The sequence below is a fragment of the Alphaproteobacteria bacterium LSUCC0396 genome (assembly GCA_041228345.1).
In the GTDB taxonomy this organism is placed as follows: Bacteria; Pseudomonadota; Alphaproteobacteria; order Puniceispirillales; family Puniceispirillaceae; genus UBA3439.
Map to the genome: position 1 here is coordinate 1,536,262 of CP166131.1, position 25,184 is coordinate 1,561,445.

General features: G+C 53.1%; 23 protein-coding genes. 16 read left to right on the forward strand and 7 right to left on the reverse strand.

From position 1 onward, the window contains the following. Positions 1 to 44: 44 nt before the first annotated feature. The 13 genes from ybeY to pnp all read left to right on the forward strand — a co-directional run bounded on the left by ybeY (position 45) and on the right by pnp (position 14,685). Positions 45 to 653 (forward strand): rRNA maturation RNase YbeY, encoded by a 609-nt coding sequence (gene ybeY / locus AB8881_07360; protein ID XDZ62371.1) that lies wholly within the window; start codon positions 45 to 47, stop codon positions 651 to 653. Beyond that, positions 653 to 1,501 carry a hemolysin family protein gene (locus AB8881_07365; GenBank protein XDZ62372.1) on the forward strand — a complete coding sequence of 283 codons (849 nt, stop codon included), beginning with the start codon at positions 653 to 655 and terminating at the stop codon, positions 1,499 to 1,501. The genes ybeY and AB8881_07365 overlap by 1 nt, the downstream gene beginning before the upstream one ends. Beyond that, positions 1,470 to 3,026 carry an apolipoprotein N-acyltransferase gene (lnt, locus tag AB8881_07370; protein ID XDZ62373.1) on the forward strand — a complete coding sequence of 519 codons (1,557 nt, stop codon included), beginning with the start codon at positions 1,470 to 1,472 and terminating at the stop codon, positions 3,024 to 3,026. The genes AB8881_07365 and lnt overlap by 32 nt, the downstream gene beginning before the upstream one ends. Then, entirely contained in the window at positions 3,023 to 4,201 is a 1,179-nt protein-coding gene (gene metK / locus AB8881_07375) for a methionine adenosyltransferase (protein ID XDZ62374.1), read from the forward strand. The genes lnt and metK overlap by 4 nt, the downstream gene beginning before the upstream one ends. 30 nt (positions 4,202 to 4,231) lie before the next feature. Beyond that, positions 4,232 to 4,930: a tRNA (guanosine(46)-N(7))-methyltransferase TrmB gene (locus tag AB8881_07380; GenBank protein XDZ62375.1), complete on the forward strand. Its 699-nt coding sequence runs from the start codon at positions 4,232 to 4,234 to the stop codon at positions 4,928 to 4,930. Positions 4,931 to 5,061: 131 nt separating this feature from the next. Next, positions 5,062 to 5,547: a ribosome maturation factor RimP gene (gene rimP, locus AB8881_07385; protein ID XDZ62376.1), complete on the forward strand. Its 486-nt coding sequence runs from the start codon at positions 5,062 to 5,064 to the stop codon at positions 5,545 to 5,547. Between the two features lie 133 nt (positions 5,548 to 5,680). Next, positions 5,681 to 7,237: a transcription termination factor NusA gene (gene nusA / locus AB8881_07390; GenBank protein ID XDZ62377.1), complete on the forward strand. Its 1,557-nt coding sequence runs from the start codon at positions 5,681 to 5,683 to the stop codon at positions 7,235 to 7,237. Between the two features lie 20 nt (positions 7,238 to 7,257). Continuing rightward, positions 7,258 to 7,863 (forward strand): DUF448 domain-containing protein, encoded by a 606-nt coding sequence (locus tag AB8881_07395; protein ID XDZ62378.1) that lies wholly within the window; start codon positions 7,258 to 7,260, stop codon positions 7,861 to 7,863. A 60-nt stretch (positions 7,864 to 7,923) separates the two neighbouring features. After that, on the forward strand, positions 7,924 to 10,533 hold the full coding sequence (gene infB, locus AB8881_07400; GenBank protein XDZ62379.1) for a translation initiation factor IF-2: 2,610 nt from the start codon (positions 7,924 to 7,926) through the stop codon (positions 10,531 to 10,533). A gap of 75 nt (positions 10,534 to 10,608) precedes the next feature. Next, complete coding sequence (gene rbfA / locus AB8881_07405) at positions 10,609 to 10,995, forward strand: 30S ribosome-binding factor RbfA (GenBank protein XDZ62380.1); 387 nt, start codon at positions 10,609 to 10,611, stop codon at positions 10,993 to 10,995. A 7-nt stretch (positions 10,996 to 11,002) separates the two neighbouring features. Beyond that, entirely contained in the window at positions 11,003 to 11,935 is a 933-nt protein-coding gene (gene truB / locus AB8881_07410; GenBank protein XDZ62381.1) for a tRNA pseudouridine(55) synthase TruB, read from the forward strand. A gap of 26 nt (positions 11,936 to 11,961) precedes the next feature. Next, positions 11,962 to 12,231, forward strand: a complete 270-nt coding sequence (rpsO, locus tag AB8881_07415; protein ID XDZ62382.1) for a 30S ribosomal protein S15 — start codon at positions 11,962 to 11,964, stop codon at positions 12,229 to 12,231. 339 nt (positions 12,232 to 12,570) lie between these two features. After that, positions 12,571 to 14,685 carry a polyribonucleotide nucleotidyltransferase gene (pnp, locus tag AB8881_07420; protein XDZ62383.1) on the forward strand — a complete coding sequence of 705 codons (2,115 nt, stop codon included), beginning with the start codon at positions 12,571 to 12,573 and terminating at the stop codon, positions 14,683 to 14,685. Between the two features lie 80 nt (positions 14,686 to 14,765). On the opposite strand, the gene AB8881_07425 is transcribed toward pnp, so the two are convergent. The 3 genes from AB8881_07425 to fabA are packed head-to-tail and all read right to left on the reverse strand — an operon-like array spanning position 14,766 to position 17,313. Beyond that, positions 14,766 to 15,554, reverse strand: a complete 789-nt coding sequence (locus AB8881_07425; protein ID XDZ62384.1) for an enoyl-ACP reductase — start codon at positions 15,552 to 15,554, stop codon at positions 14,766 to 14,768. Positions 15,555 to 15,556: 2 nt separating this feature from the next. Next, positions 15,557 to 16,789 carry a beta-ketoacyl-ACP synthase I gene (fabB, locus tag AB8881_07430; protein XDZ62385.1) on the reverse strand — a complete coding sequence of 411 codons (1,233 nt, stop codon included), beginning with the start codon at positions 16,787 to 16,789 and terminating at the stop codon, positions 15,557 to 15,559. 5 nt (positions 16,790 to 16,794) lie between these two features. Next, on the reverse strand, positions 16,795 to 17,313 hold the full coding sequence (fabA, locus tag AB8881_07435) for a 3-hydroxyacyl-[acyl-carrier-protein] dehydratase FabA (GenBank protein XDZ62386.1): 519 nt from the start codon (positions 17,311 to 17,313) through the stop codon (positions 16,795 to 16,797). Positions 17,314 to 17,641: 328 nt separating this feature from the next. Between fabA and irrA the strand changes: the two genes are divergently transcribed. Both irrA and katG read left to right on the forward strand, forming a co-directional pair. Beyond that, on the forward strand, positions 17,642 to 18,103 hold the full coding sequence (gene irrA, locus AB8881_07440) for an iron response transcriptional regulator IrrA (protein XDZ62387.1): 462 nt from the start codon (positions 17,642 to 17,644) through the stop codon (positions 18,101 to 18,103). Positions 18,104 to 18,374: 271 nt separating this feature from the next. Continuing rightward, the gene (katG, locus tag AB8881_07445) at positions 18,375 to 20,513 is read left to right on the forward strand and encodes a catalase/peroxidase HPI (protein XDZ62388.1); all 2,139 of its coding nucleotides are present in this window, start codon (positions 18,375 to 18,377) and stop codon (positions 20,511 to 20,513) included. Positions 20,514 to 20,662: 149 nt separating this feature from the next. Here the strand turns inward: katG and AB8881_07450 are convergent, their stop codons facing one another. Further along, positions 20,663 to 21,238 carry an SH3 domain-containing protein gene (locus AB8881_07450; GenBank protein XDZ62389.1) on the reverse strand — a complete coding sequence of 192 codons (576 nt, stop codon included), beginning with the start codon at positions 21,236 to 21,238 and terminating at the stop codon, positions 20,663 to 20,665. Between the two features lie 163 nt (positions 21,239 to 21,401). On the opposite strand from AB8881_07450, the gene AB8881_07455 reads away from it, so the two are divergent. Continuing rightward, positions 21,402 to 22,388: a 2-hydroxyacid dehydrogenase gene (locus AB8881_07455; protein XDZ62390.1), complete on the forward strand. Its 987-nt coding sequence runs from the start codon at positions 21,402 to 21,404 to the stop codon at positions 22,386 to 22,388. Between the two features lie 29 nt (positions 22,389 to 22,417). Here AB8881_07455 and AB8881_07460 read toward each other — a convergent pair whose 3' ends face one another. From AB8881_07460 to coaBC, 3 genes are read right to left on the reverse strand one after another with little or no spacing between them, the layout of a single operon-like run. Then, a complete protein-coding gene (locus AB8881_07460) occupies positions 22,418 to 23,218 on the reverse strand; it encodes a ThiF family adenylyltransferase (protein XDZ62391.1) in 801 nt (266 codons plus the stop codon). Between the two features lie 6 nt (positions 23,219 to 23,224). Next, positions 23,225 to 23,674 carry a dUTP diphosphatase gene (gene dut, locus AB8881_07465; GenBank protein XDZ62392.1) on the reverse strand — a complete coding sequence of 150 codons (450 nt, stop codon included), beginning with the start codon at positions 23,672 to 23,674 and terminating at the stop codon, positions 23,225 to 23,227. Next, positions 23,671 to 25,164: a bifunctional phosphopantothenoylcysteine decarboxylase/phosphopantothenate--cysteine ligase CoaBC gene (coaBC, locus tag AB8881_07470; GenBank protein XDZ62393.1), complete on the reverse strand. Its 1,494-nt coding sequence runs from the start codon at positions 25,162 to 25,164 to the stop codon at positions 23,671 to 23,673. The genes dut and coaBC overlap by 4 nt, the downstream gene beginning before the upstream one ends. Between the last annotated feature and the right edge of the window lie 20 nt (positions 25,165 to 25,184).

Genomic DNA, 25,184 nt, shown 5'->3' on the forward strand with positions numbered 1-25,184 from the left:
ACGCCAAAACTGGCGGGATGTTTATTAAGGAATGAAAATAGCTCATGACGAGTGAAATGAATAAAGACGACAGCGCTCTGGAACCTGACAGTCCGGAGGGTGATCAATTTTTGAGTGACGAATGGGAATCTGATGATGGCGCGCTGATTGAGGTGAGCATCGATCCCTCTAGCTGGCACAGTCCCCTTATTAACGATTTGAAACATCGCGGACCGGTGATGCTTGATCATATCGCATCACATCTATCGCTTGATCCGCCATTGGTCAGCCTCTTGCTGTGCAGTGATGATGATATGCGGTCGATGAATTATCAGCATCGCGGCTTTGACAGGACCACCAATGTGCTGTCTTTTCCGGCTGGCGATGATTTTGTTGCACCAGATGATGCGCCGGATATGGAAAGCGGCCTTGGCGATATTGCGATTGCTGGTGAGACAGTAATGCGTGAGGCCGCCGAGGCGGGTATTCCGGCAGGTGATCATTTGCTGCATCTATTCACCCATGGTGTTCTGCATTTGCTTGGATATGATCATATTGAAACGGCAATGGCTGATGAAATGGAAGGGCTGGAAATCGTCCTGCTTGGTCAGATGAAAGTCGCCAATCCCTATCCTGAAGATGGGTTGCTTCTTGGCACGCGGGAGGCTGGATAATGGCACCATTTCTTGGCAAGTTTTTTCCAGCCTTTGCACGGACGTCATCCCGCCGCGAAGAATTAACCGAACTGCTGCAAGAATCGCTTGATGATAAGACCAGCTTTGATAGCCATGAAGGCACGCTGCTGAAAAATTTTCTGGGGCTTCGTGACATTACTGCGGCTGATGTGATGATCCCGCGTGCCGATATTGTTTCGGTGGCATTGGCTGACGGGTTTGATGATATCATCCGGCAAATGAGTGACGCCAACCACAGCCGTGTACCGGTTTACCGTGACACATTGGACGATGTTGCTGGTATTATCCATATCAAGGATTTGTTTGCGCATCTTCGCAACGGCCATACGCCCGCTGTTGAAAGCCTGTTGCGGCCAGCCTTGTTTATCTCACCAACAATTCGGCTGCTTGATCTGCTGCATGAAATGCGTCTTCGCCGCCGTCATCTGGCATTGGTTGTTGATGAATTTGGCGGGGTTGACGGCCTGATCACGATCGAGGATCTGGTTGAAGAAATTGTCGGTGAAATCGAAGATGAACATGACGAAACGACGCAATTGCGGTTTGACCAAAAGGGTGATGGTACTGCCATTGCGGATGCGCGTTTAGAGGTTGAAATACTAGAAGCGATTACCGGTCCCTTGCTGGATGATGATGAGCGTGATGAAATAGATACGCTTGGCGGTTTGGTATGTGCGCATGCGGGCCGTGTCCCGGGTCGGGGCGAGGTTGTCCGGCATCGTGGTGGGTTGCAGTTTGAAATCTTAGAGGGCGATCCGCGCCGTATAACATTGTTGAAACTTCGTGGATTACCGCGTGTCAAAGCCAGCATCGCAAAACAAGAATAGGCGCCAACGCCGTCTGTTTTTTGGGCAGTTTCTTGCCGGTGCATTTGCCAGCCTTTCCCTGCCGCCGTTATTTTTAATACCAGCAATCTTTGCCCTATCAATCCCGCTGCGTGCCTATTTGAAGGCGGAAAGCCGCCGTGAGGCGATGATGATTTTCGGCGCGGCTGGCTTGGGCTGGTTTTTGGCATCAACCTATTGGGTTGCGCATTCGCTTATTGTCGAGACAGCGTCGCTATGGTTTGTCGCGCCGTTCATGGCATTGGCATTGGCGCTGATTTTGGCATCATTCTGGGCCGTTGCCGCAGCTGTTGCATGGTCGTTTGGTAGTTTGCCGGTGGCGCGTTTGTTTTGGTTTGTCGCGATGTTTGGTCTCGCTGAATGGAGCCGCGGATTTATCGCAACTGGGTTTCCGTGGAACCTGACCGGAGGTGTGTTTGCATTTGACCCTGCCGGCCTGCAAGCTGCCAGTGTCATTGGCATTTATGGGCTATCTGTCATTGCCCTGCTTTTTGCGCTGGTGCCGGCTTTTTGGGTGCTGGGCAGCCGGCGCCTTGCGGCAATATTTCTGATTTTGCCATTGATTATGACGGCGCTTGGTGTGGCGCGCCTTGCCACTGCGCCGATAAATAATCAGCCCTCAATGCCCATCGTGAGGCTTGTTCAGCCAGCAATTGCACAAGCCGATAAATGGAACCCGGCTATGCGGCAGGCGCATCTGGATCGGTTGGTCACTCTGTCACGCGAGGGGCAGTCGGTTCCACAACTGGTAATCTGGCCCGAGACAGCGTTTGTCGGGCTGGCAGATCGCAATGAGGCATTGCTGAAAACGACCATCGCCGGCGCGATTGACAAGGGTGCAACGCTCATCACCGGCATCCCCCGATTCGGGCGCAATGGCCGTTTGTTAAATTCGGTAATGATGTTTGATCATGATGCGGCAATAAAGGGCATTTATGACAAGCGCCATCTGGTTCCGTTTGGTGAATATATGCCGTTCCGGAAATGGTTGAGCTTTTTAAACCCGATTGTTGGCCCCGTCGATTTTGCCCCGGGCACGTCAAATACCCTGATGCGTCTTGACGGCTTTGGTGCCATGCAGATGTTGATTTGTTATGAGGTCATTTTTGCTGGCGCGGTGGTTTCGGCGGAAATGCGCCCGGATCTGTTGATCAATATTACTAACGACGCCTGGTTCGGCGTTAGCGCTGGGCCATGGCAGCATCTTGCGCAAGCACAGATGCGTGCGGTGGAAGAAGGATTACCACTTATGCGGGTTGCCAATACCGGCATGAGTGCTGGCTTTGATGCTTATGGCCGGTCTCTTGGCAGGCTAGAGCTGGGGGCATCGGGTGTTCTTGATGTATCGCTGCCTGCCGCCTTGGCGCCGACTATATTTGCGCGATTTGGTAATATGGGGTTTTTTAGCCTCATTTTTCTGATGATTGCAGCGGCTTCATGGCTTGACCTCAATCGCGCCATCAGGCAATGGGTAATCTCGACCAAAAGCAAGGAAACTAACACATGAGCTATATCTTCACATCTGAATCTGTTTCAGAAGGCCATCCTGACAAATTATGCGACCGTGTATCAGATACGGTTCTTGATCTTTTTCTGAAATATGAGCCAGAGGCGCGTGTTGCTTGTGAAACCTTGGCAACAACAAACCGGGTTGTTCTTGCTGGCGAGGTGCGCGCTAGCGAGACAAAGCTGGAACAGATTATGACAGAGATCGAGCCAGCTGTTCGGGCTGCGGTGAAAGATATTGGCTATGAGCAGGGTGCGTTTCATCACGCACATTTTGAGTTCCAGAATTATCTGCATGAACAATCTAGCGATATCGCGATGGGTGTTGATTCTGGTGACAATAAGGATGAAGGCGCCGGCGATCAGGGGCTGATGTTTGGGTATGCTTGTGATGAGACTGATGTGCTGATGCCTGCGGCAATTCATTATTCGCATGAGATTCTAAAAAATCTCGCAACTGTCCGCAAACAAGACGCAAACTCAATTCTTGGCCCGGATTCAAAAAGCCAAATCAGCCTCGTTTATGATGATCAGGGGCGGCCAACTGGTGTGCATAAGGTTGTGCTGTCGACCCAGCATCATGAAAGGGCAACAAAGGCCGATATCCTTGCGCTGGTGACGCCGGTGATCGCCGATGTTTTGCCCGATGGCTGGATGGTTACAGGTGATGATTTGTTGGTTAACCCAACCGGGCAATTTATCATTGGTGGGCCGGATGGCGATACTGGCCTTACGGGCCGGAAAATTATTGTTGATACTTATGGCGGTGCGGCGCCGCATGGCGGTGGGGCGTTCTCTGGCAAGGACCCAACAAAGGTTGACCGGTCGGCAGCCTATGCCAGCCGCTATTTGGCAAAGAATGTTGTCGCGGCCGGTCTGGCGTCACGTTGCACGATCCAGATTGCCTATGCGATCGGCGTTGCCGAGCCGGTTTCACTTTATGCAAACACGCATGGAACAGGCAAAATTGATGACCAAAAGCTGCAAGATGCGTTGCGTGACTGTATGGATCTAACGCCGCGCGGTATTCGTCAGCATCTGGGGATGAACGCGCCGATTTATGCGCCAACTGCGGCCTATGGGCATTTCGGCCGTACTGCAGGCGAGGCTGGTCCGGGCAGCTTTAGCTGGGAAGCCACCGATCTTGTTGACGCATTAAACAGCGCGGTTCGCTAGGCATCCGCTGGACATAGGGCAGATATTTCAATGGCCAAACATGACGCGCTTTCAACGGACGGGGCTCGGTCTGGCTTGCGCTTTTATGGCCGGCGCAAAGGCCGTCCTTTACGGGCGTCGATGAAGCGGCTTCTTGACGAGAAGCTGCCACAATGTGCCTTTGATCTTGCGCGCCCGCTTGAAGACCAGTTTGGCCGGCAGGCGGATCGTTATCTCGAGATCGGTTTTGGCGGCGGCGAGCATCTCGCCGGCCTTGCGACCGCGATGCCTGACTGTGATTTTATCGGTGCTGAACCCTTTATTAATGGGGTTGCTAGCTTGCTTCGCCACCTTGACGAGGGGCAGCTTAGCAATGTCCGTATCTGGCCGGATGATGTGCGGTTGATTCTACCGGCAATGGGGCGGGCTAGCCTTGCTGGTGCGTTTGTCATGTTTCCTGATCCATGGCCAAAAAAGCGCCATGCTGACCGCCGGATTCTGCAACCGGCGCTGCTTGACCAGCTGGCAATGATGATCCGGCCCGGTGGGCGGTTGGTTTTGGCAAGCGATGATCCGACGGCGAAAAGCTGGCTATTGCAGGCGGCGATGGCGCATGATGATTTCATCTGGACGGCGCGGCGTCCGCATGACTGGCGGCACCGCCCACCTGAGCTGCCTGAAACACGCTACATGCGAAAGGCCGATCATGCCGGGCGCAAATCAGCATGGTTCTTGTTCCAGCGGCGTTAGCGCAGCGCGGCTTATCGCTTGCTTTTTTAACACGCTCCCCCTATATTAGGTAGAAATAAAGCTGTCGCAGTCAGACGGTGGGCCACTGGCCCACTTTTTTATTGCCTTTTTTTGGGGGTTTAGGAGGCGTTTTGGTCGAAACCAAGATAAGCCAGATTATAGAAGATGCGGTTACCGAGCTGGGCTTTGGTCTGGTGCGGGTGCAGTTTTCAGGTGGGCAGGCCGGCCGCAATCAATTGCAGATTATGGCTGAACCAAAAGAAGACCGCGAAATGACGGTTGAAGATTGCCAGATGTTAAGCCGCCATATCTCGGCGTTGCTTGATGTGGATGATCCGATTGGCAGTGCCTATGTGTTAGAAGTCAGCTCGCCCGGTATCGACCGGCCGCTGACACGACTTGAAGATTATGACCGGTTCAATGGTGAGCTGGCGAAAATTACCTTGCGGATGATGCTTGATGGGCGTCGCCGTTTTCAGGGGCGGCTTACCGGTTTGTCAGAAGACGGAAAAATCGGGATTGAAACCAGTTTTGGTAGATTTGAATTTGCCTTTGACGAAATTGAAGCGGCGCGCATTGACCCAAGTGAGATTTTTGCGCGACGAAGCCAAGCCTGAAAGCCCCAAAATAACTAGATAAGAAATAGCCAGACGACAATTAGTCAGACGAATATCTGATCTTTAGAACTATATTGCTTCGTGAACACGCCAGTTAAAGATGGCGAAAAGACAAACCAAAGGTGAGACGACTATGAATACATCATCAATCCCCGGCCTCGAGCTTATTCAAGTTGCCGATGTTGTGGCGCGTGAAAAGTCAATTGAACGCGAAGAAGTCATGCTGGCGATGGAAGAAGCCATCCAAAAGGCTGGCCGCGCAAAATACGGGCTGGATCGTGATATCCGGGCGATGATTGATCGCAAAACTGGCGCCATTCTTCTGGAACGCTGGATTGAGGTTGTCGAAGATGTTGAAGATGAATTAACCCAGATGAACGCCGCCGAAGGTGCCAAGCAGAACCCGCCCCTGGCGGTTGGTGAATTCTGGCGGCAGGCGTTGCCGCCAATCGAATTTGGCCGGATTGCAGCACAAACAGCAAAGCAGGTCATTTCGCAAAAAGTGCGTGACGCCGAGCGCGCCCGCCAGTTCGAGGAATATAAAGACCGGATTGGTGAAATTGTCGTTGGTACGGTCAAGCGCGCCGAAAGCTATTCGATCACGGTTGATCTTGGCCGCGCCGAAGCGGTAATCCGCCGCGAAGAGATGATTCCCCGTGAAAACCTGCGTCAGGGCGATCGTGTTCGCGCCTATATCATTGATGTTCGTGAAGAGCCACGCGGCCCGCAGATTTTCCTATCACGCGCTTGTAATGAATTTATGGCGAAACTGTTCACCCAAGAAGTGCCGGAAATCTATGACGGCATTATCGAAATCAAGGGTGTTGCCCGCGAGCCGGGAAGCCGTGCCAAAATTGCGGTTCTGTCGAATGATCCGGGCATTGATCCGGTTGGCGCTTGTGTTGGTATGCGCGGTAGCCGCGTGCAGGCTGTCGTTGGCGAATTGCAGGGCGAAAAAGTTGAGATTATCCCCTATATTGAAGAGCCAGCCTCTTTTGTAGTTAATGCGCTTGCTCCTGCTGAAGTTGCCAAGGTGGTGATGGATGAGGTTGCTGGCCGGATGGAAGTTGTGGTTCCGGATGATCAGTTGAGCCTTGCCATTGGCCGCCGTGGTCAGAATGTGCGTCTGGCCTCGCAATTGTCTGGTTGGTATATCGACGTGCTGACCGAAGCTGAAGAATCAGAACGCCGTCAAGAAGAGTTTAAAACCCGCTCGACACGGTTCATTGATGCGCTGAATATTGATGATGTGATTGCGCATCTGCTGGTTGCAGAGGGATTTGTCTTTCCCGAAGAAATCGCCGAAAGCACGTTGGAAGAGCTTGGTGCCATTCAGGGCTTTGACGAAGATATCGCCGCAGAATTGCAGAATCGTGCCGTCGAATATGTCGAGCGCGAGTCAAACCGTATCAATGTGGCACTTGATGAATTGAAGGTCGCCGATGATCTGCGCGCTTTTGAATATATCAGCCTTGCGATGTTGCTTACCCTTGCTGAAAACGACATTCGCACCCTTGATGATTTGGCCGGTCTCGATAATGAAGAATTGGTTGAGCTTCTTGGTCAGCACGGCCTTAGCGATGATGGCGAAGCCGGTGATATCATCATGGCGGCACGGGCGCATTGGTTTGATGATGAAACCGCCGATAGCACAGACACCGACGATATGTCGGCACCGTCTGACAGCTAGGCCATGAGGGGCTTTCTGTCATGGCTGAGCGCACCTGTATCGCAACTGGGCAAACGCTTCCCCCGCAAAAGCTAATTCGCTTTGTCGCGGCACCGGATGGCTATGCTGTTGCTGATCTTGCGGGGCGTTTGCCTGGCCGTGGTGCTTGGGTGACAGCCGAAGAGGCGGTCATACGGAAAGCTGATAAAAAAGGTCATTTTAAACGTGTTTTGGGTGTGGGGTTGAAATCGGTGGATGCCGATATTAACGTCATTGCACATGGGTTAAGGGCGCGGATTATCGCCACCGCATCAATGGCGCGCCGTGCTGGTGCGCTTCTTGGTGGCGGCGGTAAACTGCTATCGGAAGGCCATTTTGAGGGCTTGCTCGCGGCCATTGATGCGTCTCCGCGTGAGCTTGCCAAAATGAAATCCAAGCTTGAGGTGGACTGGGTCAGCCAATCATTTAGCGCTACCGAGCTGGGTCAGATTTGTGGGCGCGACAGCCTGGCTTTTGTCGGATTGCGCGTAGTGGGCAGCGGTGGTGCCGGAACATTAGTGCGTAAGGTTCATCAAGATATTTTGCGTTTAGAGGGATTTTACACAACAGCGGGTTGTAATGACCTGCCTGACCGGTGTATCACCTAGGCGGAACGGGTTGATCACAGCGTATAAACGCGGCGTGGTCGATGCCAAGAAAGGTTCAAAATGACTGACGATAGCAGTAAACCAAAAAAACTGAGTCTCTCAGGTAGCAAGCTGACGCTTGGCAATATTGATGCCAGCAAGCTACGTGCAGGGTCGACAATTGGTGGTGCGCGCAAAACGGTACAGGTTGAGGTTCGGCGGAAACGTGCCCCGGCAGCCCCACAACGTGGCGGCGCCCCTGTCGTTGAACCAGCGGCGGTTGAACCGGTAAAAACTGAGGCAACGCCGCCAGCAACCCCAGCACCAGCGGCCGATGACCGGTTAACTGCACAAGAGCGTGCTGCCCGCGTTCGCGCCTTGCAAGAAGGGCTGGCAAAGGCCGAAGCCCCAACCAGTGCCCTAGTTGACAGTGCCGCCGATCCCGTTGATGCCCCTGATGAAGCCGCGAATGAGGCGGTTGAAACACCAACTGAAATCGCGCCGCCAGCACCTGTTGCAGAAATTGCCGTGCCGCTTGATCCGATTGCGGCTCGTCGTGCTGCCGAGCTGGCTGAATTGCAGGAAACCGAAGCCGCTGAAGAGCGCCGTCGCAGCGAAGAAAACAAAAAGCATACCGATGCACACGCCGCCCGCCGGCAAAGTGCTGATGACACATCAAAAGATACGGCAGCGGCTAATAAATTTGGGCCGACCCCAACCGAGCTGCAAACGCGTCGCCGCCGCGAAGCCGAAGAAATGGCCCCGCGCCGTCCGGCCCCGCGCCGTGATGCGTCAGGTCGCCGCCAATCTGGTAAAATGACCATCACCCAGGCATTATCGGGTGATGACAGCCGCCGCCAGCGTTCGCTGGCCTCGGTCAAACGCCAGCGTGAGCGTGCTCGCATGCGTGAGGATCAACCGCAGGCAAAGCAACTTCGCGATGTGGTGATCCCCGATAGCATCACCGTTGGTGAGCTGGCTAACCGGATGGCCGAGCGTACCGCCGATGTGGTCAAAGAGCTCATGAAGCTAAACATCATGGCAACCGCCACCCAGACAATTGATGGCGAAACCGCCGAGTTGGTCGCGGGTGAATTTGGTCACCGGATTCAACGTGTGTCTGAGTCAGATATTGAAATCGGTCTTGGCGGTGATGATGATGCGCAAGAAAGCCTACAGCCTCGCCCGCCTGTCGTTACCATCATGGGCCATGTTGACCATGGTAAAACCAGCCTTCTTGACGCGATCCGTCGTACCGATGTTGCGGCTGGCGAGTCTGGCGGTATTACCCAGCATATTGGTGCCTATCAGATTAAGACTGCGGCTGATAATGTTATCACTTTTATTGATACGCCTGGCCATGAGGCTTTTACCGAAATGCGGTCTCGTGGGGCCAATATCACTGATATTGTGGTCTTGGTCGTCGCTGCGGACGACTCGGTTATGATGCAAACCATCGAAGCTATCAATCACGCCAAGGCAGCTGGCTGTCCGACGATTGTGGCGGTCAATAAATGCGACAAGCCTGCCGCAGACCCGGCGCGCGTCCGCAGTGATTTGTTGCAGCATGAAATCATCACTGAAGATTTTGGCGGTGATGTGCTTTGTGTTGATGTTTCGGCGCATACCGGAATGGGCCTTGATAAGCTGGAAGAAGCCATCATGTTGCAGGCTGAGCTTCTCGAGCTGAAAGCCAACCCTGATCGTCCGGCTGAGGGTGTTGTTGTCGAGTCGAAAGTCGAGCGCGGTAAGGGATCGGTTGCAACATTGCTGGTTCAACGCGGTACCCTGAAGCAAGGCGATATATTTGTCATGGGTGCCGAAAGCGGCCGTGTTCGTGCGTTGCTTGATGATCGCGGCAGAAAATTGGAATTCGCTGGGCCGGGCCAGCCAGTTGAGATCTTGGGGCTTAATGGCACGCCAATGGCCGGTGATAATTGCGTTGTTGTTGAAAGCGAAGCGCGTGCGCGTGAAATTGCCGAATACCGGACGCGCCGCAACCGTGACCATGAGGCCGCCCGCGGTGCGCGTGGATCGGTTGAACAGATGCTGTCGGCAATTGCTGCTGGTGAGGCTGAAGAGCTGCCGGTAGTGATCAAGACTGATGTTCACGGCTCGCTTGAGGCAATCCGTGTGGCGCTTGAAAAGCTTGGAACCGAACAGGTAAAGGTGCGGTTGCTATCGGCCGGTGTTGGCGCGCTTAGTGAGTCAGACATTAGCCTTGCGGCGGCGTCGAATGCGATTGTTGTTGGCTTTAACGTGCGGGCAATCCCGCAAGCGCGTGATCTGGCCAAGCGTGATGGTGTTGAAATACGCTATCACTCGATCATCTATGAACTTATCGACGAAGTGAAAGCGGCGATGGGCGGTCTTTTGAGCCCGGACACGCAGGAAGACTTCATTGGATATGCCGAAATTCGTCAGGTCTTTGGCGTGTCGAAAATTGGCAAAATTGCCGGTTGTCTGGTAACCGAAGGCGTCATCAAGCGTGGCTGCAAAGTGCGCTTGCTGCGTGATAATGTGGTCATCCATGAAGGATCGCTCAAAACCCTCAAGCGCTTTAAGGACGAGGTCAAAGAAGTGCGCGAAGGCTTTGAATGCGGAATGGGATTTGAGAACTATTCCGATATTCAGGAAGGCGATATGATCGAATGTTTTGAGCTTCGTGAAGTGGCACGCACGCTCGGTTAAAACCGGCTAAATACCGGCTAAATAATGTTGCAGTGCGCACCGATCTGATGCGTGCTAGCTGCGGAGATCAGGGTAATGCCATCAAAATCGCGTCGTCCGCAAAGTGCAACCGGTCCAAGCCAGCGTCAGTTACGCGTTGGTGAAACCTTGCGGCACGCCTTGTCGGAAATATTGATGCGGGAGGATTTTTTTGATCCTGACCTTGCCAATGTGTCGATCACAATTTCGGAAATTTCTGTTAGCCCAGATCTGGCGAATGCGCGCGTTTATACAATGCCGCTTGGCGGGGTTAATATCGAACTTGTGCTGCCAGCATTGAACCGTCTTGCACCGGTGATCCAGTCGCTTGTTGCAAAGAAGGTTCATTTACGGCGCACGCCTAGGCTGCGGTTCTTGCTTGATGACAGTTTTGAGAATGCGGCGCGGATGAACAAGCTTTTTGCCGCAATCCGCCAAGAGTAATGGCGCAATGGCACGCAAACGCGGTCAGCCGGTTCATGGCTGGGTTAATCTAGATAAACCAAAGGGTGTCAGTTCGGCAAAGGCGGTGGCCATTGTCCGGCGTGTCTTTGATGCAGCAAAGGCAGGTCATGGCGGCACGCTTGACCCGCTGGCAAGCGGTATTTTGCCGATTGCGCTTGGCGAGGCGACCAAAACCGTTTCCTTTGCCATGGGTCAACAGAAATCCTATGAATTTGAGCTGGCTTGGGGCAGTGAGACAAGCACCGATGATACCGAAGGTGACGTCACGCACCAGTCGGATCACCGGCCAGATGATGCCGCAATTGATACAGCGCTGGCAAAGTTCCAAGGCCATATCGAGCAGGCACCGCCGGTCTATTCGGCAATTAAGATTGATGGTAAACGCGCCTATGATCTGGCGCGAAAGGCGGTGGATGATGCACCGGCTATAACGCTGGAATCACGGCCGATTTATATCGAATCATTTCGCCGGATCACATCGGATGAACATCATGCCAGATTCTATGTGGCTTGCGGCAAGGGCGCTTATATCCGCGCGCTGGCAAGAGATTTGGGCCGTGAACTTGGCACGGCGGCCCATGTAACGGCATTGCGCCGGCTTTCGGTAGGACAATTTCACGCCGATCATGCGATTTCGCTGGATTTTTTGGAGAGCCTACCGCATAGTGCGGCCGCTTTCGAGCATTTGCATCCTGTTGTGAGTGCGCTGGACGACATCCCGGCGCTACCCATTTCAGGGAATGAGGCAGCTAAGCTTCGCCACGGCCAGACGCTCCCTGCGATTAGTGCATCAGCACAAGATCGCTTTCAGGCGCTTCTGACCGGTGCAACCGCAATCGCGATGGACGGAGACCGTCCTGTGGCGCTGGTGGTGATCAAGGCTGGTGCGGTATGCCCCGTTCGTGTGCTGAATATTTAACTTAAACCCGTTTATAGGAGGTTTTGATGTCGATTACACAGGAACGTAAAGCTGAGCTTATCAAAGAGTTCGGTAAAAACGACAAGGATTCAGGATCTGCATCAGTTCAGGTGGCTATTTTGTCTGAGCGCATCCGTAATCTGACTGAGCATCTAAAAGACCATAAGAAAGATTTTGGTTCACGCCGCGGTCTTTTGACCATGGTAGGTCAGCGCCGTAGCCTGCTTGACTATATCAAGGCTGGTGATGTGGCGACCTATAAGGCGCTTATCGAAAAGCTGGGCCTGCGCCGCTAGATTTCACAAAATCGAAGACTAAAAAACCGTCTTGTCATTTGGCTGTCGTGCCAATTGGCACGGCGGTTTTTGCATGTGGCGCATTTTATTTGCTTTTTATGACATTGCGTGCGAGAAAAGCCCGAGACCAAAGGGATTATGAATTAACAGGGCACGAACAAGGCCGATTGAGGGTGCCCCCGACAACCAGATGCAGACAGAGCGCTGGCACGACGAGATAACCTTCAAAACATTTAAGTCCCTAGTCACAGCAATGCTCATCATGAGGATGTGCGTTGTATTTTTGCTGTTCTCTCGCCGGATTGATGGCGTTGAGATGAAATGAAAGAGATGAAATAGATGTTCAAGTTATTCCGCAAAGAATTGGAATGGGGCGGTACAAAGCTGGTTATGGAAACCGGTAAAGTTGCCCGCCAGGCCGATGGCGCCGTTATGGTCAGCCTTGGCGAAACAAAAGTATTATGTACAGCTGTTGCGGCGCAAAGCCCAAAGCCGGGTCAGGATTTCTTTCCATTGACCGTTAATTATCAAGAAAAAGCCTTTGCCGCGGGAAAGATTCCCGGCGGCTTTTTCAAGCGTGAAGGCCGTCCGTCGGAAAATGAAACCCTCGTTTGCCGTCTGATTGACCGTCCAATCCGCCCGTTATTCCCAAAATCATTCAAATGTGAAACGCAGGTGATCTGTACGGTGCTTGCGCATGATATGGAAAACAACCCCGATATTGCTGCGATGATTGGTGCCTCGGCTGCCCTGACCCTGTCAGGCGTGCCATTCTTTGGTCCGATTGCGGCTGCACGTATTGGCTGGATTGATGGTTCTTATGTGCTGAACCCGAGCGTTGACCAGATGGATGAAAGCGAACTTGATCTGGTGATGGCCGGAACGCATGAAGGCGTGCTGATGGTTGAGTCAGAGGCCAAGGAACTATCCGAAGACATCATGCTTGGCGCGGTGAATTTCGGTCATCAGGCGATCAAGCCGGTGATTGATGCGATTATTGAGCTTGCCGAATCCTGTGCCAAGGAACCTCGTCCTTTGCCTGAAGAGCCAGCTGAAATCGCTGACATCAACAAGGTTTTAAAAGGTTTTGCCAAAGGCTTTGAAGCGGCTTACAAGATCGCCGATAAGACCGATCGTCAATCAGCATTGAACGAAGTTCGCGCCGAGGCAAAAGAAGCCCTTGGTGATGAATATGATGCTGTGCTTGTTGGTGGCCTGATCAAAGGCATGGAAGCCGATGTTGTTCGTGGTGCCATTTTGAAAACCGGCGTCCGCATTGATGGCCGGGATACAAAGACAGTTCGTCAGATTGTCGCCGAGGCCGGGTTCCTGCCGCGTGCGCATGGATCGTCTTTGTTTACCCGCGGCGAAACCCAGGCGATGGTTGTTGCCACGCTTGGCACTGGTCAGGACGAACAGATCATTGATGCGCTGGTTGGCGAAAGCCGGTCCAGCTTTATGCTGCATTATAACTTCCCGCCTTATTCAGTTGGTGAGGCTGGCCGGGTTGGCTCGCCGGGTCGTCGTGAGATCGGCCATGGCAAATTGGCATGGCGTGCATTGCGCCCCTTGCTGCCGACAAAGGAAGAGTTCCCCTATACTATTCGTCTGGTTTCTGAAATCACCGAGTCAAACGGATCATCATCAATGGCAACCGTCTGTGGTGGCTCATTGGCAATGATGGATGCAGGCGTGCCGATTAAACGGCCGGTTGCCGGTATTGCGATGGGGTTGATCAAAGAAGGCAATGATTTTGCGGTTCTGTCTGACATTCTTGGTGATGAAGATCACCTCGGCGATATGGACTTTAAAGTTGCCGGTTCAGAAAATGGTGTAACCTCGTTGCAGATGGACATCAAGATTACCTCGATCACGCCTGAGATCATGCAGATCGCGCTTGATCAGGCACGCGATGGTCGTCTGCATATCCTTGGCGAAATGGCCAAGGCATTAACCTCGGCGCGTGACGATCTAGCTGATAGCGCACCAAAGATCACAACGTTGAAAATCCCGGTTGATAAAATCCGTGATATCATTGGCCCGGGTGGCAAGATCATTCGTGAAATCTGTGAAGAAACAGGTGCCAAGATTGATATTGAAGATGATGGAACCGTCAAGGTTGCAGCGGTATCTGGCCCGTCAGGTGAAGCCGCTGTTGCGCGGATTCGTGATATCGTTGCCGAGCCTGAGCTGGGTGTGATCTATAATGGTACCGTCGTGAAAACCGTTGATTTTGGCGCCTTTGTCAATTTCCTTGGGGCAAAAGACGGTCTGGTTCATATCTCCGAGCTGCAAAATGGCCGTACCGAAAAAACCACCGATATTTGTAAAGAAGGTGATGCGGTAAAGGTCAAGGTCATCGGCTTTGATGATCGGGGCAAGGTAAAGCTGTCAATGAAGCGCGTTGATCAGGAAACTGGTGACGATCTTGAGACAGCTGGCGAAGCTGAATAACTGAAGCTGAACAAATAGTATAAAAACGCAAAAGGCGGTGCCACAAGCACCGCCTTTTTTATACGCTATAAAACGCCGGCTTATGATTCGCCCGGAATACCAACCGAATTAAAGCCGCCATCGACAAAATGCACTTCGCCGGTTACGCCTGATGACAGATCAGATACCAGATAAAGACCAGCCCGCCCCACCTCATCAAGACCGGGGTTGCGCCGTAAGGGGGCATGGTGTTCGGCATGACGAAAGATATGTCTTGCACCGGTAATGGCCGCACCGGCAAGGGTGCGCATGGGCCCGGCAGATAGCGCATTGACCCGAATATTTTGACCACCAAGATCAACCGCAAGATACCGAACCGATGCTTCAAGCGCTGCTTTGGCAACCCCCATCACATTATAGTTTGGCGTGCTGCGTTGTGCGCCAAGAAAGCTAAGCGTAACCAAGGCACCGCCATTTGGCATCATGGTGCTGGCGGCACGCGCGGCCTCGGTAAAGGAATAGGCCGATACCATCATGGTGTTTTCAAAATTCTCTCGGCTGGTATCCATATAGGCGCCTTTCAATTCATTCTTGTCGGAAAATGCCAGCGCATGAACGACAAAATCAATTGTTGGCCAATGGGTTGCCAGTTCGGCAAAACAGCGATCAACTGCCCCTTCCTTGGCAACATCACATTCGATCATGATGTTCGAGCCAATCGAGGCTGCCAGCGGTGCTAGCCGTTTGCCAAACCCTTCCATCTGATAGGAAAAGGCAATCTCTGCGCCTTGCTTGGCGGCGGCTTCGGCGATGCCCCAAGCAATGGATTTGTCATTTGCAACGCCCATGACAAGGCCGCGTTTGCCAGCCAATAATGTTCCGGGCTGCATATTTACACCTTCCGCAAAGCCAATGTGGCGTTGGTGCCGCCAAAGCCAAACGAGTTGGATAATGCCAGATTAATGGAAAAATCATCTATGCGGCTTTGGGCAACCGGAATATCACCAATGGCCGGATCAGGTGTCTGGATATTGGCGGATGCGGCAATGAAGTTATTCTGCATCATAATGATTGTATAGATGGCCTCTTGCACACCGGTCGCGCCAAGCGAATGGCCGGTTAGTGATTTTGTTGAGGTGACCACTGGCAGATGGCCACGCGGGCCAAAGACTGTGCGAACCGCGTCAAGTTCCTTTACATCGCCAACGGGGGTCGATGTGCCATGCGCATTGATGTAATCAACCTTTTCGGTCACTGCGTTACCATCAAAACCGGCAAGCGCCAGTTCCATACACCGCACTGCACCCTCGCCGGAGGGGGCAACCATGTCCTCACCGTCAGAATTGGCACCATAGCCAACAAGCTCGGCATAGATTTTGGCACCGCGCGCAATGGCGTGATCCATATCTTCAAGCACCACCATGCCGCCGCCGCCAGCGATTACAAACCCGTCGCGATCAGCATCATAGGGGCGTGATGCCAGTTCAGGCGTATTATTATATTTTGATGACATTGCGCCCATTGCGTCAAATAACACAGATAATGTCCAATGCAGCTCTTCACCGCCGCCAGCAAAGACAATGTCCTGACTGCCGCTGCGAATGGCATCAGCACCCGCAGTGATGCAATGTGCTGAGGTCGAACAGGCTGATGAGATCGAATAATTTATGCCCCTGATTTTGAAAAAGGTGGCGATACAGGCAGACACGGTCGATGACATACAGCGCGGCACCATATAAGGCCCAATACGCTTTGGCCCTTTTTCGCGGGTAATGTCAAATGCGGCAAGAAGATTGGCTGTTGATGGCCCGCCAGATCCGGCAACAAGCCCAGTTCTTACATTCGATACATCGCTGTCTTCAAGGCCTGAATCGGCAATCGCCTGTTCCATCGCCAGTACCGCATAGGCCGCACCTTCACCCATGAAGCGAAGCTGCTTCCGGTCGACATGATCGGCGACATCCAGCTTTACCGTACCATGCACCTGACTGCGAAACCCAAGTTCGGTATATTCCGGTGCAGCAACGATGCCCGAGGTTCCGTTCCGCAAAGAAGCGGTCACTTCACTGACGTTATTTCCGATCGAGGAAACGATCCCGATTCCGGTAATGGCAACACGGCGCATGATCTTTAACCTCCTTCAGGGGTAAACAGGCCAACGCGGATATCATTGGCTTCAAAAACAACCTCGCCATCGCATAGCACCTTGCCATCGGCAATGCCCATAACAAGGCGGCGCATGATGACGCGCTTTAGATCAAGGCGAAAGCTGACAAGCTTGTTGCTTGGCAAAATCTGGCCGGTGAATTTTACCTCGCCAACCGATAATGCGCGTCCCCGCCCTTGCCCACCTGACCAGCCAAGGAAAAAGCCGACAAGCTGCCACAGCGCGTCCATGCCAAGACAGCCCGGCATAACCGGATCGCCTTCAAAATGGCACGGAAAGAACCAGAGATCAGGATTGAGATCAAATTCGGCGTCAATCTGGCCCTTGCCAAATTCGCCACCATTATCGTCAATATGGGTGATACGGTCACACATCAGCATCGGCGGCATTGGCAATTGGGGATTTCCCGGGCCGAACATTTGGCCTTTGGCGCAGCTGATCAATTCATCAAAGGTAAAAGAGTTCTGGTCTTTAGGCGACATCTTATCTTCCTTGTTACAAGCTGGCACGGGACAACATCAAAAGCTGACCTTGCATGGCCTACCGGTTTTATGGATTTCCAATTTGGCGGGTCGAAAGGGACGCATGACCAATGTCGGACAAGAATCACAGATCGACACGACTGCTCACGATATGACTGCCCGCGATATAACCGCCCACGGTCTATCCGATTATGGAAAACCACATGATTTTATGTTTATTGCCACAGCCTGAACCACAGCACTAAACGCCCTATAGAAAGCACGAAACACCCCTCCAAGCCAAGGCATTATTGACATTTAGCCGCTGACCGCCCATTTTTACCGGGCAATGGGAAAACTGACTGAACAAAAGCTGAGCCAAAAAACCAAGACGCCAGGCCAGGCTAATCTTGCCGAAACATTGCGTCTTGCCGGATTGCGGCCAACACGCCAGCGACTGGCGATTGCGGCCTTGCTTTTGGATGGTCGGCATCGTCATGTCACCGCTGACAGCCTGACCGAAGAAATTGCCGCGGCAGGCCTCTCTGTATCGGGCGGCACTGTTTATAACACGCTGAACCAGTTTACCGATGCTGGTTTGCTGCGGCGGGTCGTGGTGCATAATGAATACAGCCTGTTTGATACAAACACCGACCATCACCATCATTTTTACGAAGCGGAAAATGACCAGCTTGTCGATATTCCGAACGATGATGTGATCCTTGCGCAATTGCCAAATGCGCCTGCGGGACATGAAATCAAGGCAGTCGATGTTGTTATCCATATCCAGAGCAAAGCGGCGCCAAAATAACGCTAAAATTTTGCGCCGAAGCGGCCTTTTTTGGTTAAAGAAATCTTGCCCGCAATTTTCCGCAATTGAGCCCGCAATTTAATCTGTCACAGCTGGCGCATTCTGCCATCATCCAGTTTAAAATCATTCTAAACAGCCTTGACCCAACTTGGTATCATACTTATCTTCACCTCAGAGCAGACTTGGAGAGCAAACCTAGCAAATATCGGTGTCATGGTCACTTTATCGATCATGGATATGCCGGTGCTATTGATCATGATCGGAGACACAGATGGACGGAAATAATGGGGGCAAATGCCCGGTAATGCATGGCGCTGTCACACGCAACAGCACCAGCGGCACATCAAATCGTGAATGGTGGCCTAATCAATTGAATATCGGCATTCTTCACCAGCATGATCAGAAGTCTAACCCGATGGATGCGGGGTTTAACTATCGTGAAGAATTTACAAAGCTTGATTATCAGGCGTTGAAAAAAGACCTTACCGACCTGATGACTGACTCACAGGATTGGTGGCCTGCCGATTATGGTCATTATGGCCCGTTCTTCATCCGTATGACATGGCACGCTGCTGGTACCTATCGCAGCGGTGATGGCCGTGGGGGCGGGGGCACAGGCGCCCAGCGTTTTGCACCACTGAACAGCTGGCCGGATAATGGTAACCTTGATAAGGCGCGCCGTCTGCTGTGGCCGATCAAGCAGAAATACGGCAACAAAATCAGCTGGGCTGATCTGCTTATCCTTGCAGGCAATGTCGCAATCGAGTCAATGGGCGGTAAAACCTTTGGATATAGCGGTGGCCGTGAAGATATTTGGGCGCCTGAAGAAGATATCTATTGGGGTGTCGAAAATGAATGGCTTGGCAATCAGCGTTATTCAGGTGACCGCGAGCTTGCAAACCCGCTTGCCGCGGTGCAAATGGGGCTAATCTATGTCAATCCGGAAGGCCCGGATGGCAACCCCGACCCACTTGCCAGCGCCAGAGACGTTCGTGAAACATTCGGCCGGATGGCAATGAATGATGAAGAAACTGTGGCGCTTGTCGCGGGTGGTCATACGTTCGGCAAGGCACATGGTGCCGGTGACGCTGGTCTGGTCGGCGCCGAGCCTGAAGCGGCAGCGATTGAAGAAATGGGTTTTGGCTGGATGAGCAGCCATGGATCGGGCAAAGGCCGTGATACGATCACCAGCGGCATCGAAGGTGCGTGGACAGCCAATCCAACACAATGGGATAATGGCTATTTTGATCTCTTGCTCGGCTATGAGTGGGAGCTGACCAAAAGCCCGGCTGGCGCCCATATCTGGCACGCGGTCAATCCAAAGGACGGCGACCTTGCGCCAGATGCCGAGGATGCATCAATCCGTGTCCCGACGATGATGACAACAGCCGATATGGCGATGCGCGAAGATCCGATTTACCGCGAGATCTCCGAGCGTTTCCATAAAAACCCTGATCAGTTTGCCGACGCCTTTGCCCGCGCTTGGTTTAAATTGCTGCATCGTGATATGGGGCCAAAGACCCGTTACATTGGGCCGGAAGTTCCCGCCGAGGAGTTGATCTGGCAAGATCCGATCCCTGCCGGTAATGCCAATTACGATGTCGACGCGGTTAAGGCACGCATCGCGGCAAGCGGTCTCAGCGTTGCTGAAATGGTCGAAACAGCATGGGCGAGCGCATCAACCTATCGTGGCTCGGATATGCGCGGCGGTGCCAATGGTGCCCGCATTCGTCTGGCACCACAAAAGGATTGGGCCGCAAACAAGCCCGATCAACTGGCACGGGTATTGTCGGTGCTGGAACCTATTGCCGCCGAAACGGGCGCGTCTGTTGCAGATGTGATCGTGCTGGCCGGTAATGTGGGTCTCGAGCAGGCATCGGGTGTGCCGGTTCCGTTTACGCCGGGCCGTGGTGACGCGTCGCAAGAACAAACTGACATTGAGTCGTTTGAGGTTCTTGAGCCGGTTGCAGATGGTTTCCGCAATTTCCAGAAAGCCGACTTTAGCGTCAGCCCAGAAGAAATGCTGCTTGATAAGGCGCAATTGTTGGGTCTGACAGCACCGGAAATGACGGTTCTTGTTGGCGGTATGCGGGCGCTTGGCATTAGCCAAGGCAGCCATGGCGTCTTCACCGATACACCGGGCAAGCTGACCAACGACTTCTTTGTCACCTTGCTGGATATGGGCGTTCAGTGGAAACCTACTGGCAGCAATTCCTACGAGGCGCGCGACCGTGCAACTGGTGATGTGGTTCGTACCGGAACACGGGTTGATCTGGTGTTTGGATCAAATTCCCAGCTGCGGGCGCTTGCCGAGGTTTATGCAACTGATGAAGCAAAAGACAAATTTGTCGCTGATTTTATCGCTGCATGGACCAAGGTCATGAATGCTGACCGGTTTGACGTTGCCTAAGCCGGTAATCGGTAAAAAAATAACTGGTCACTAGACCATCACGGCATCCTGTCTTTCTGGCAGGGTGCCGTATTTTTATGGGCGTCTTATGCGGCAGAGACGCTGGTGTTGTGGGGTATTGGTGAAAAGAGAATGGCCTGATTGCTGGTTTAATCAAGGCTCTCATTTTCAAGAACGCCCCAGACCACCTGCCGCTTGATCCAGCCACGAACATCATCACTGGCAACGCGGCACCATGCTTTGGGACAGGATTGTAGCTCCATCAATGCCAGCCGTTCCGCCAGTGCAATAACATCTGACGCCTCATCAGGGTCGGCATAGATTTTTGCCATATTGGTCTGCACCAGCGCCATGCGCCGTAACGAGAGAACCGAGCCATGCATCCAGCCAGCCGTGCCGTCATGGTCAACAACCTTGCGCCAAATGCCGAATTCAGCATCGACCATAAGCGGCAGGCCGGCTTGGCGATATTGCCACAGAACCGGATATTCCCGCCCGGGTCCGGCGCGAAGGTTGGCCTCGTCAAACTTCAGCGTTACATAGCGCGGTACCGGCAAACCGCTGCCCCGCACGGTTAATTTGGCTTCTTGTGCGAATGCTGGCGTGGTAATCTGCCCGTCCAGCAAGCTGGTAGGTGATTTAAGCGATGGCACCAGCCAGAAAAGGCCAAAAACCAGTGTCAATGTCAGCGATTTTTGAAACATCACAATAAATTTTTTTTTCATGCTGCCCGTTGTTCTGGTAGAGTTCTAGCCGTACCTGTTGCAGAGTGATATGGGTTAAAGGTTAAATTCAATACCGGTATCGGTTGCGTCGCAAGCTTAGGATTTTTTCCGGCTAATTGCCAGTCGCAGTTCGGTATTTATGTCTAATTTGAGAGAGTTGTCTATGGTTCAAAGCAAACCAAAAGTAATTTTGACACGCAAGCTACCGGAAACCATCGAAACCCGGATGCGTGAGCTTTTTGACACGACATTAAACAATGATGACAAAGCTTTAACCCGCGACCAGCTGATTGCAGCAGTCCAAAGCGCCGATGTGTTAGTGCCGACTGTCACCGATAAGATTGACGCCGACTTAATTGCCAAGGCGGGCAAGCAGCTGCGGTTAATCGCCTCATTTGGAACTGGTGTTGATCATATTGATCTTGCGGCGGCAAAGGCGCAGGGCATTACCGTTACCAACACGCCCGGCGTGCTAACCGAAGATACGGCTGATGTGGCTATGGCGTTGATTTTGGCTGTGCCGCGCCGTATTGCCGAGGGTGATGCGCTGGCGCGTTCGGGCAAATGGAAGGGCTGGTCGCCAACGGGCATGCTTGGCCATCGCATTAATGGCAAGCGGCTTGGCATTATCGGCATGGGCCGGATTGGCGAGGCGGTTGCGCGGCGCGCGCGCGGTTTTGGTCTTTCGGTGCATTACCACAATCGTAAACCGGTTCATCCGCAGACAGAAGCAGAGCTTGAGGCGACTTACTGGGAATCACTCGAGCAAATGCTGGCACGGGTCGATATTGTTTCAGTGAATTGTCCACATACGCCGGCGACCAATCATTTATTGTCACGTGAGCGGTTATCATTGATGCAGCCCTCCGCCTATTTGGTGAATACATCACGCGGCGAGGTGATTGATGAGGCGGCGTTGGCCGAGCTGTTGGCGCAACGCCATATTGCCGGTGCAGGCCTGGATGTGTACAGCAATGAGCCAGACATTCTGGCAGGTCTTCGTGATCTGGCCAATGTTGTCCTGCTGCCGCATATCGGCTCGGCAACAATTGAGGGCCGTCTGCAAATGGGCGATAAGGTGATTATTAACGTGCAGACCTTCTGGGATGGCCATACCCCGCCTGATCGGGTGATCGAGGCAATGCTCTAGCCGCGGTTAATTTGCCAGCCAAGATCAGATCAACCGACCTCAAAACTTTCTGCCGCTGTTGCCGGACTTGCTGCCCCGCAGCACCCGCAATCATCGCGGGCGGTTGTTTGAATTTCCATGAAATCACTTCCCGCCGCTTCAATCAGCAATAGCCGTCCGGTAAGTGTCCTTGGTTTGCCAAGAATGATCTTGATCGTCTCAAGCGCCTGTAGCGTGCCAACTAAACCGGCAACGGGACCAAGGATACCTGCCTCAGAACAGCCCGGTGCCTGTTTTGCATTGGGCATTGCCGGAAAGACACAGCGGTAACAAGGGCTGCCAATATGGCCTTTGACACTGCTCTGGAACACTGAAACCTGGCCTTCCATTCGAACCGCACCACCAAACACCAGCGGTTTGCCGCAAGCATGGGCGGTATCCCCAAGAAGATAGCGGGTATCAGCATTATCGGTGCAATCAATGATGACATCATTCGGCGTAAACAGCTGCGCGGCATTACCGCTACTAAGCCGCAAATTAAGCTGCGAGACATGAATGGCAGGGTTGATCGCGCTTGCGGCCACTGCTGCCCGGCGTGATTTGGACCTGCCAACATCGCTGTCATTATAAATCACCTGCCGGTTTAAATCGGTGCGCGACACATCATCATGGTCAATGATGGTGATGTTACCAATTCCGGCGGCGGCAAGATACATGATCACCGGCGCACCAAGTCCGCCAGCACCAACCACCAGTACCCGCGCCGCAAGCAGCTTTTCCTGACCCTCTTCGCCAATCGCCGGCATGATGGCCTGACGGGCATAGCGTTCTAAATCTTCGTCACTTAGCATAATGTCTCACAAACCTGTTGATCCAAACCCACCAGCCGCACGCTGGGTTGTGTCAAGATCATCCACCTCAACCGGCGTCATTATTGTCACCGCGGCAATCACCATCTGTGCAATGCGCATACCGCGGGTGATGGTAAAATCTTCGGATCCGGCATTCATCAGAATTACGGCAATTTCGCCCCGATAGTCACTATCAATCGTACCGGGCGCATTGGCAACGGTAATTCCATGCTTTAGCGCGAGTCCTGAGCGTGGCCGGATTTGTGCTTCATAATTGGCGGGCAAGGCCATGGCAAAACCGGTGGGAATGGCCTGCCGCATGCCTGGCTGTAGGGTGATGGGCTGATCAATTGCAGCGGCAAGGTCAAGCCCGGCTGCACCGCCGGTTGCATAGGATGGCAGCGGCAGATCATCGGCATGATCAAGACGTTTAAAGTTCACAGAAATTGTCGTCATGATGAATATTCTGCTTCGATTTGATCGGCCAGCTTTTCAGCAAGCTCGGTTTTCTGCATTCGCGGCCATTCCTCGACGCGGTCGCTGGTAAGCAGCATAGCCTGATTTAGGGCACTGCCAAAAACCGGGTCATCACTGCCGCCAACCTGATTGGCAATGATCCAGTCACAGCCTTTGCGGCGGCGCTTTGCGGCAGCATTTGCCAATAGATTTTCAGTTTCGGCAGCAAATCCGATCACCAACTTTGGCCGGTTTGGTGCGGTCGATAATATAGCGAGAATATCGGGGTTCTGGCATAGCTCTAGGGTCATGCCGGCATCGGGGTTTTTGGGTTTTTTCAGTTTCTGATCTGCTGCGGTTTTTACCCGCCAATCCGCCACTGCCGCGGCGCAAATTGCAATATCTGCGGGCAAAGCCGCAGTGCAAGCAGCCAGCATTTGGTCAGCAGTTGTCACATTGACAAGGCTTACATTTGTCGGTGCAGGCTCGGTAACAGGTCCGCTTATCAATGTCACAACCGCGCCCCTCTTCGCCAGCGCAGCGGCAATGGCATGCCCTTGTTTTCCCGATGACCGGTTTGCAATAAACCGCACTTTATCAATCGGCTCAATTGTTGGGCCGGAAGTTATCAGAATATGTTTGCCACTTAGAGGGCCCGACGTGCCAGCATCAGAAATCGTGCCAGAAATCGTGCCAGAATCGTCCCGCGCAGCATTTGCCGGAAGTAACCGCATCGCAGCAGCAGCGATCATCGCTGGCTCACACATCCGGCCCTCGCCCTCTTCGCCGCAGGCTGTATCGCCACTAACAGGCCCGATCATCTCGACACCGCGCTGGCGCAAACTGGCAAAATTGCTTTGCGTTGCTGGATGCGCCCACATTGCCGGATTCATTGCTGGTGCCATCGCCACCCTTGCCGTGGTGGCAAGCAGGATTGTGGTCGCCAGATCATCGGCAATACCAGCGTTGGCGCGTGCCATGAAATTTGCTGTTGCCGGCACCACAAGAACCAGATCAGCCGACCGTGCCAGCCGGATATGCCCCATCTCGGCCTCATCGGTTAGCGAAAATAAACTGTCATAGCATTTCTCACCGGTCAGTGCGGCAAGACTAAGCGGGGTGATAAACTGTTTGGCGCTATCGGTCATTACACCGGTTACATGGGCCCCTAATTGCTGGAGCTGGCGTGCGACCTCCAGCGCCTTATAGGCGGCAATCCCACCGGCAACAATTAACAAGATGCGCGGACCTTTATGGTTGCCAAGTGACGCGGCGTGCGGCGTTATCGCCGCAGGGCTAGCCATAATTTCGAGATCATCGGGGCGAAGCTGATAGCCTTTGGCGGTGAGCGCGGCATAGATAATGGGCTTGGCGCGTTCGGGTAACTGGCCACGGGCGAGGTAATTGCTGATGGCGCTCGGCCCCACATCGAGCAATTGTTGCATCGCATGGCGCCCACCCAGAGCTGTCAAAATTGCTGATAAGTTCACAGGAAATGCCTTTTTCATGT

What these genes read in the sequence shown, in the direction of transcription:
- AB8881_07380 (XDZ62375.1), top strand. Translation starts at nt 4,232, where the DNA reads ATGGCCAAACATGACGCGCTTTCAACGGACGGGGCTCGGTCTGGCTTG.
- fabA (XDZ62386.1), bottom strand. Translation starts at nt 17,313, where the DNA reads ATGTCGCCTAAAGACCAGAACTCTTTTACCTTTGATGAATTGATCAGC.
- AB8881_07460 (XDZ62391.1), bottom strand. Translation starts at nt 23,218, where the DNA reads ATGCTAAGTGACGAAGATTTAGAACGCTATGCCCGTCAGGCCATCATG.
- dut (XDZ62392.1), bottom strand. Translation starts at nt 23,674, where the DNA reads ATGACGACAATTTCTGTGAACTTTAAACGTCTTGATCATGCCGATGAT.
- AB8881_07455 (XDZ62390.1), top strand. Translation starts at nt 21,402, where the DNA reads ATGGTTCAAAGCAAACCAAAAGTAATTTTGACACGCAAGCTACCGGAA.
- truB (XDZ62381.1), top strand. Translation starts at nt 11,003, where the DNA reads ATGGCACGCAAACGCGGTCAGCCGGTTCATGGCTGGGTTAATCTAGAT.
- metK (XDZ62374.1), top strand. Translation starts at nt 3,023, where the DNA reads ATGAGCTATATCTTCACATCTGAATCTGTTTCAGAAGGCCATCCTGAC.
- infB (XDZ62379.1), top strand. Translation starts at nt 7,924, where the DNA reads ATGACTGACGATAGCAGTAAACCAAAAAAACTGAGTCTCTCAGGTAGC.
- rbfA (XDZ62380.1), top strand. Translation starts at nt 10,609, where the DNA reads ATGCCATCAAAATCGCGTCGTCCGCAAAGTGCAACCGGTCCAAGCCAG.
- rpsO (XDZ62382.1), top strand. Translation starts at nt 11,962, where the DNA reads ATGTCGATTACACAGGAACGTAAAGCTGAGCTTATCAAAGAGTTCGGT.
- pnp (XDZ62383.1), top strand. Translation starts at nt 12,571, where the DNA reads ATGTTCAAGTTATTCCGCAAAGAATTGGAATGGGGCGGTACAAAGCTG.
- katG (XDZ62388.1), top strand. Translation starts at nt 18,375, where the DNA reads ATGGACGGAAATAATGGGGGCAAATGCCCGGTAATGCATGGCGCTGTC.
- ybeY (XDZ62371.1), top strand. Translation starts at nt 45, where the DNA reads ATGACGAGTGAAATGAATAAAGACGACAGCGCTCTGGAACCTGACAGT.
- AB8881_07425 (XDZ62384.1), bottom strand. Translation starts at nt 15,554, where the DNA reads ATGCAGCCCGGAACATTATTGGCTGGCAAACGCGGCCTTGTCATGGGC.
- nusA (XDZ62377.1), top strand. Translation starts at nt 5,681, where the DNA reads ATGAATACATCATCAATCCCCGGCCTCGAGCTTATTCAAGTTGCCGAT.
- AB8881_07395 (XDZ62378.1), top strand. Translation starts at nt 7,258, where the DNA reads ATGGCTGAGCGCACCTGTATCGCAACTGGGCAAACGCTTCCCCCGCAA.
- irrA (XDZ62387.1), top strand. Translation starts at nt 17,642, where the DNA reads ATGGGAAAACTGACTGAACAAAAGCTGAGCCAAAAAACCAAGACGCCA.
- AB8881_07450 (XDZ62389.1), bottom strand. Translation starts at nt 21,238, where the DNA reads ATGAAAAAAAAATTTATTGTGATGTTTCAAAAATCGCTGACATTGACA.
- AB8881_07365 (XDZ62372.1), top strand. Translation starts at nt 653, where the DNA reads ATGGCACCATTTCTTGGCAAGTTTTTTCCAGCCTTTGCACGGACGTCA.
- fabB (XDZ62385.1), bottom strand. Translation starts at nt 16,789, where the DNA reads ATGCGCCGTGTTGCCATTACCGGAATCGGGATCGTTTCCTCGATCGGA.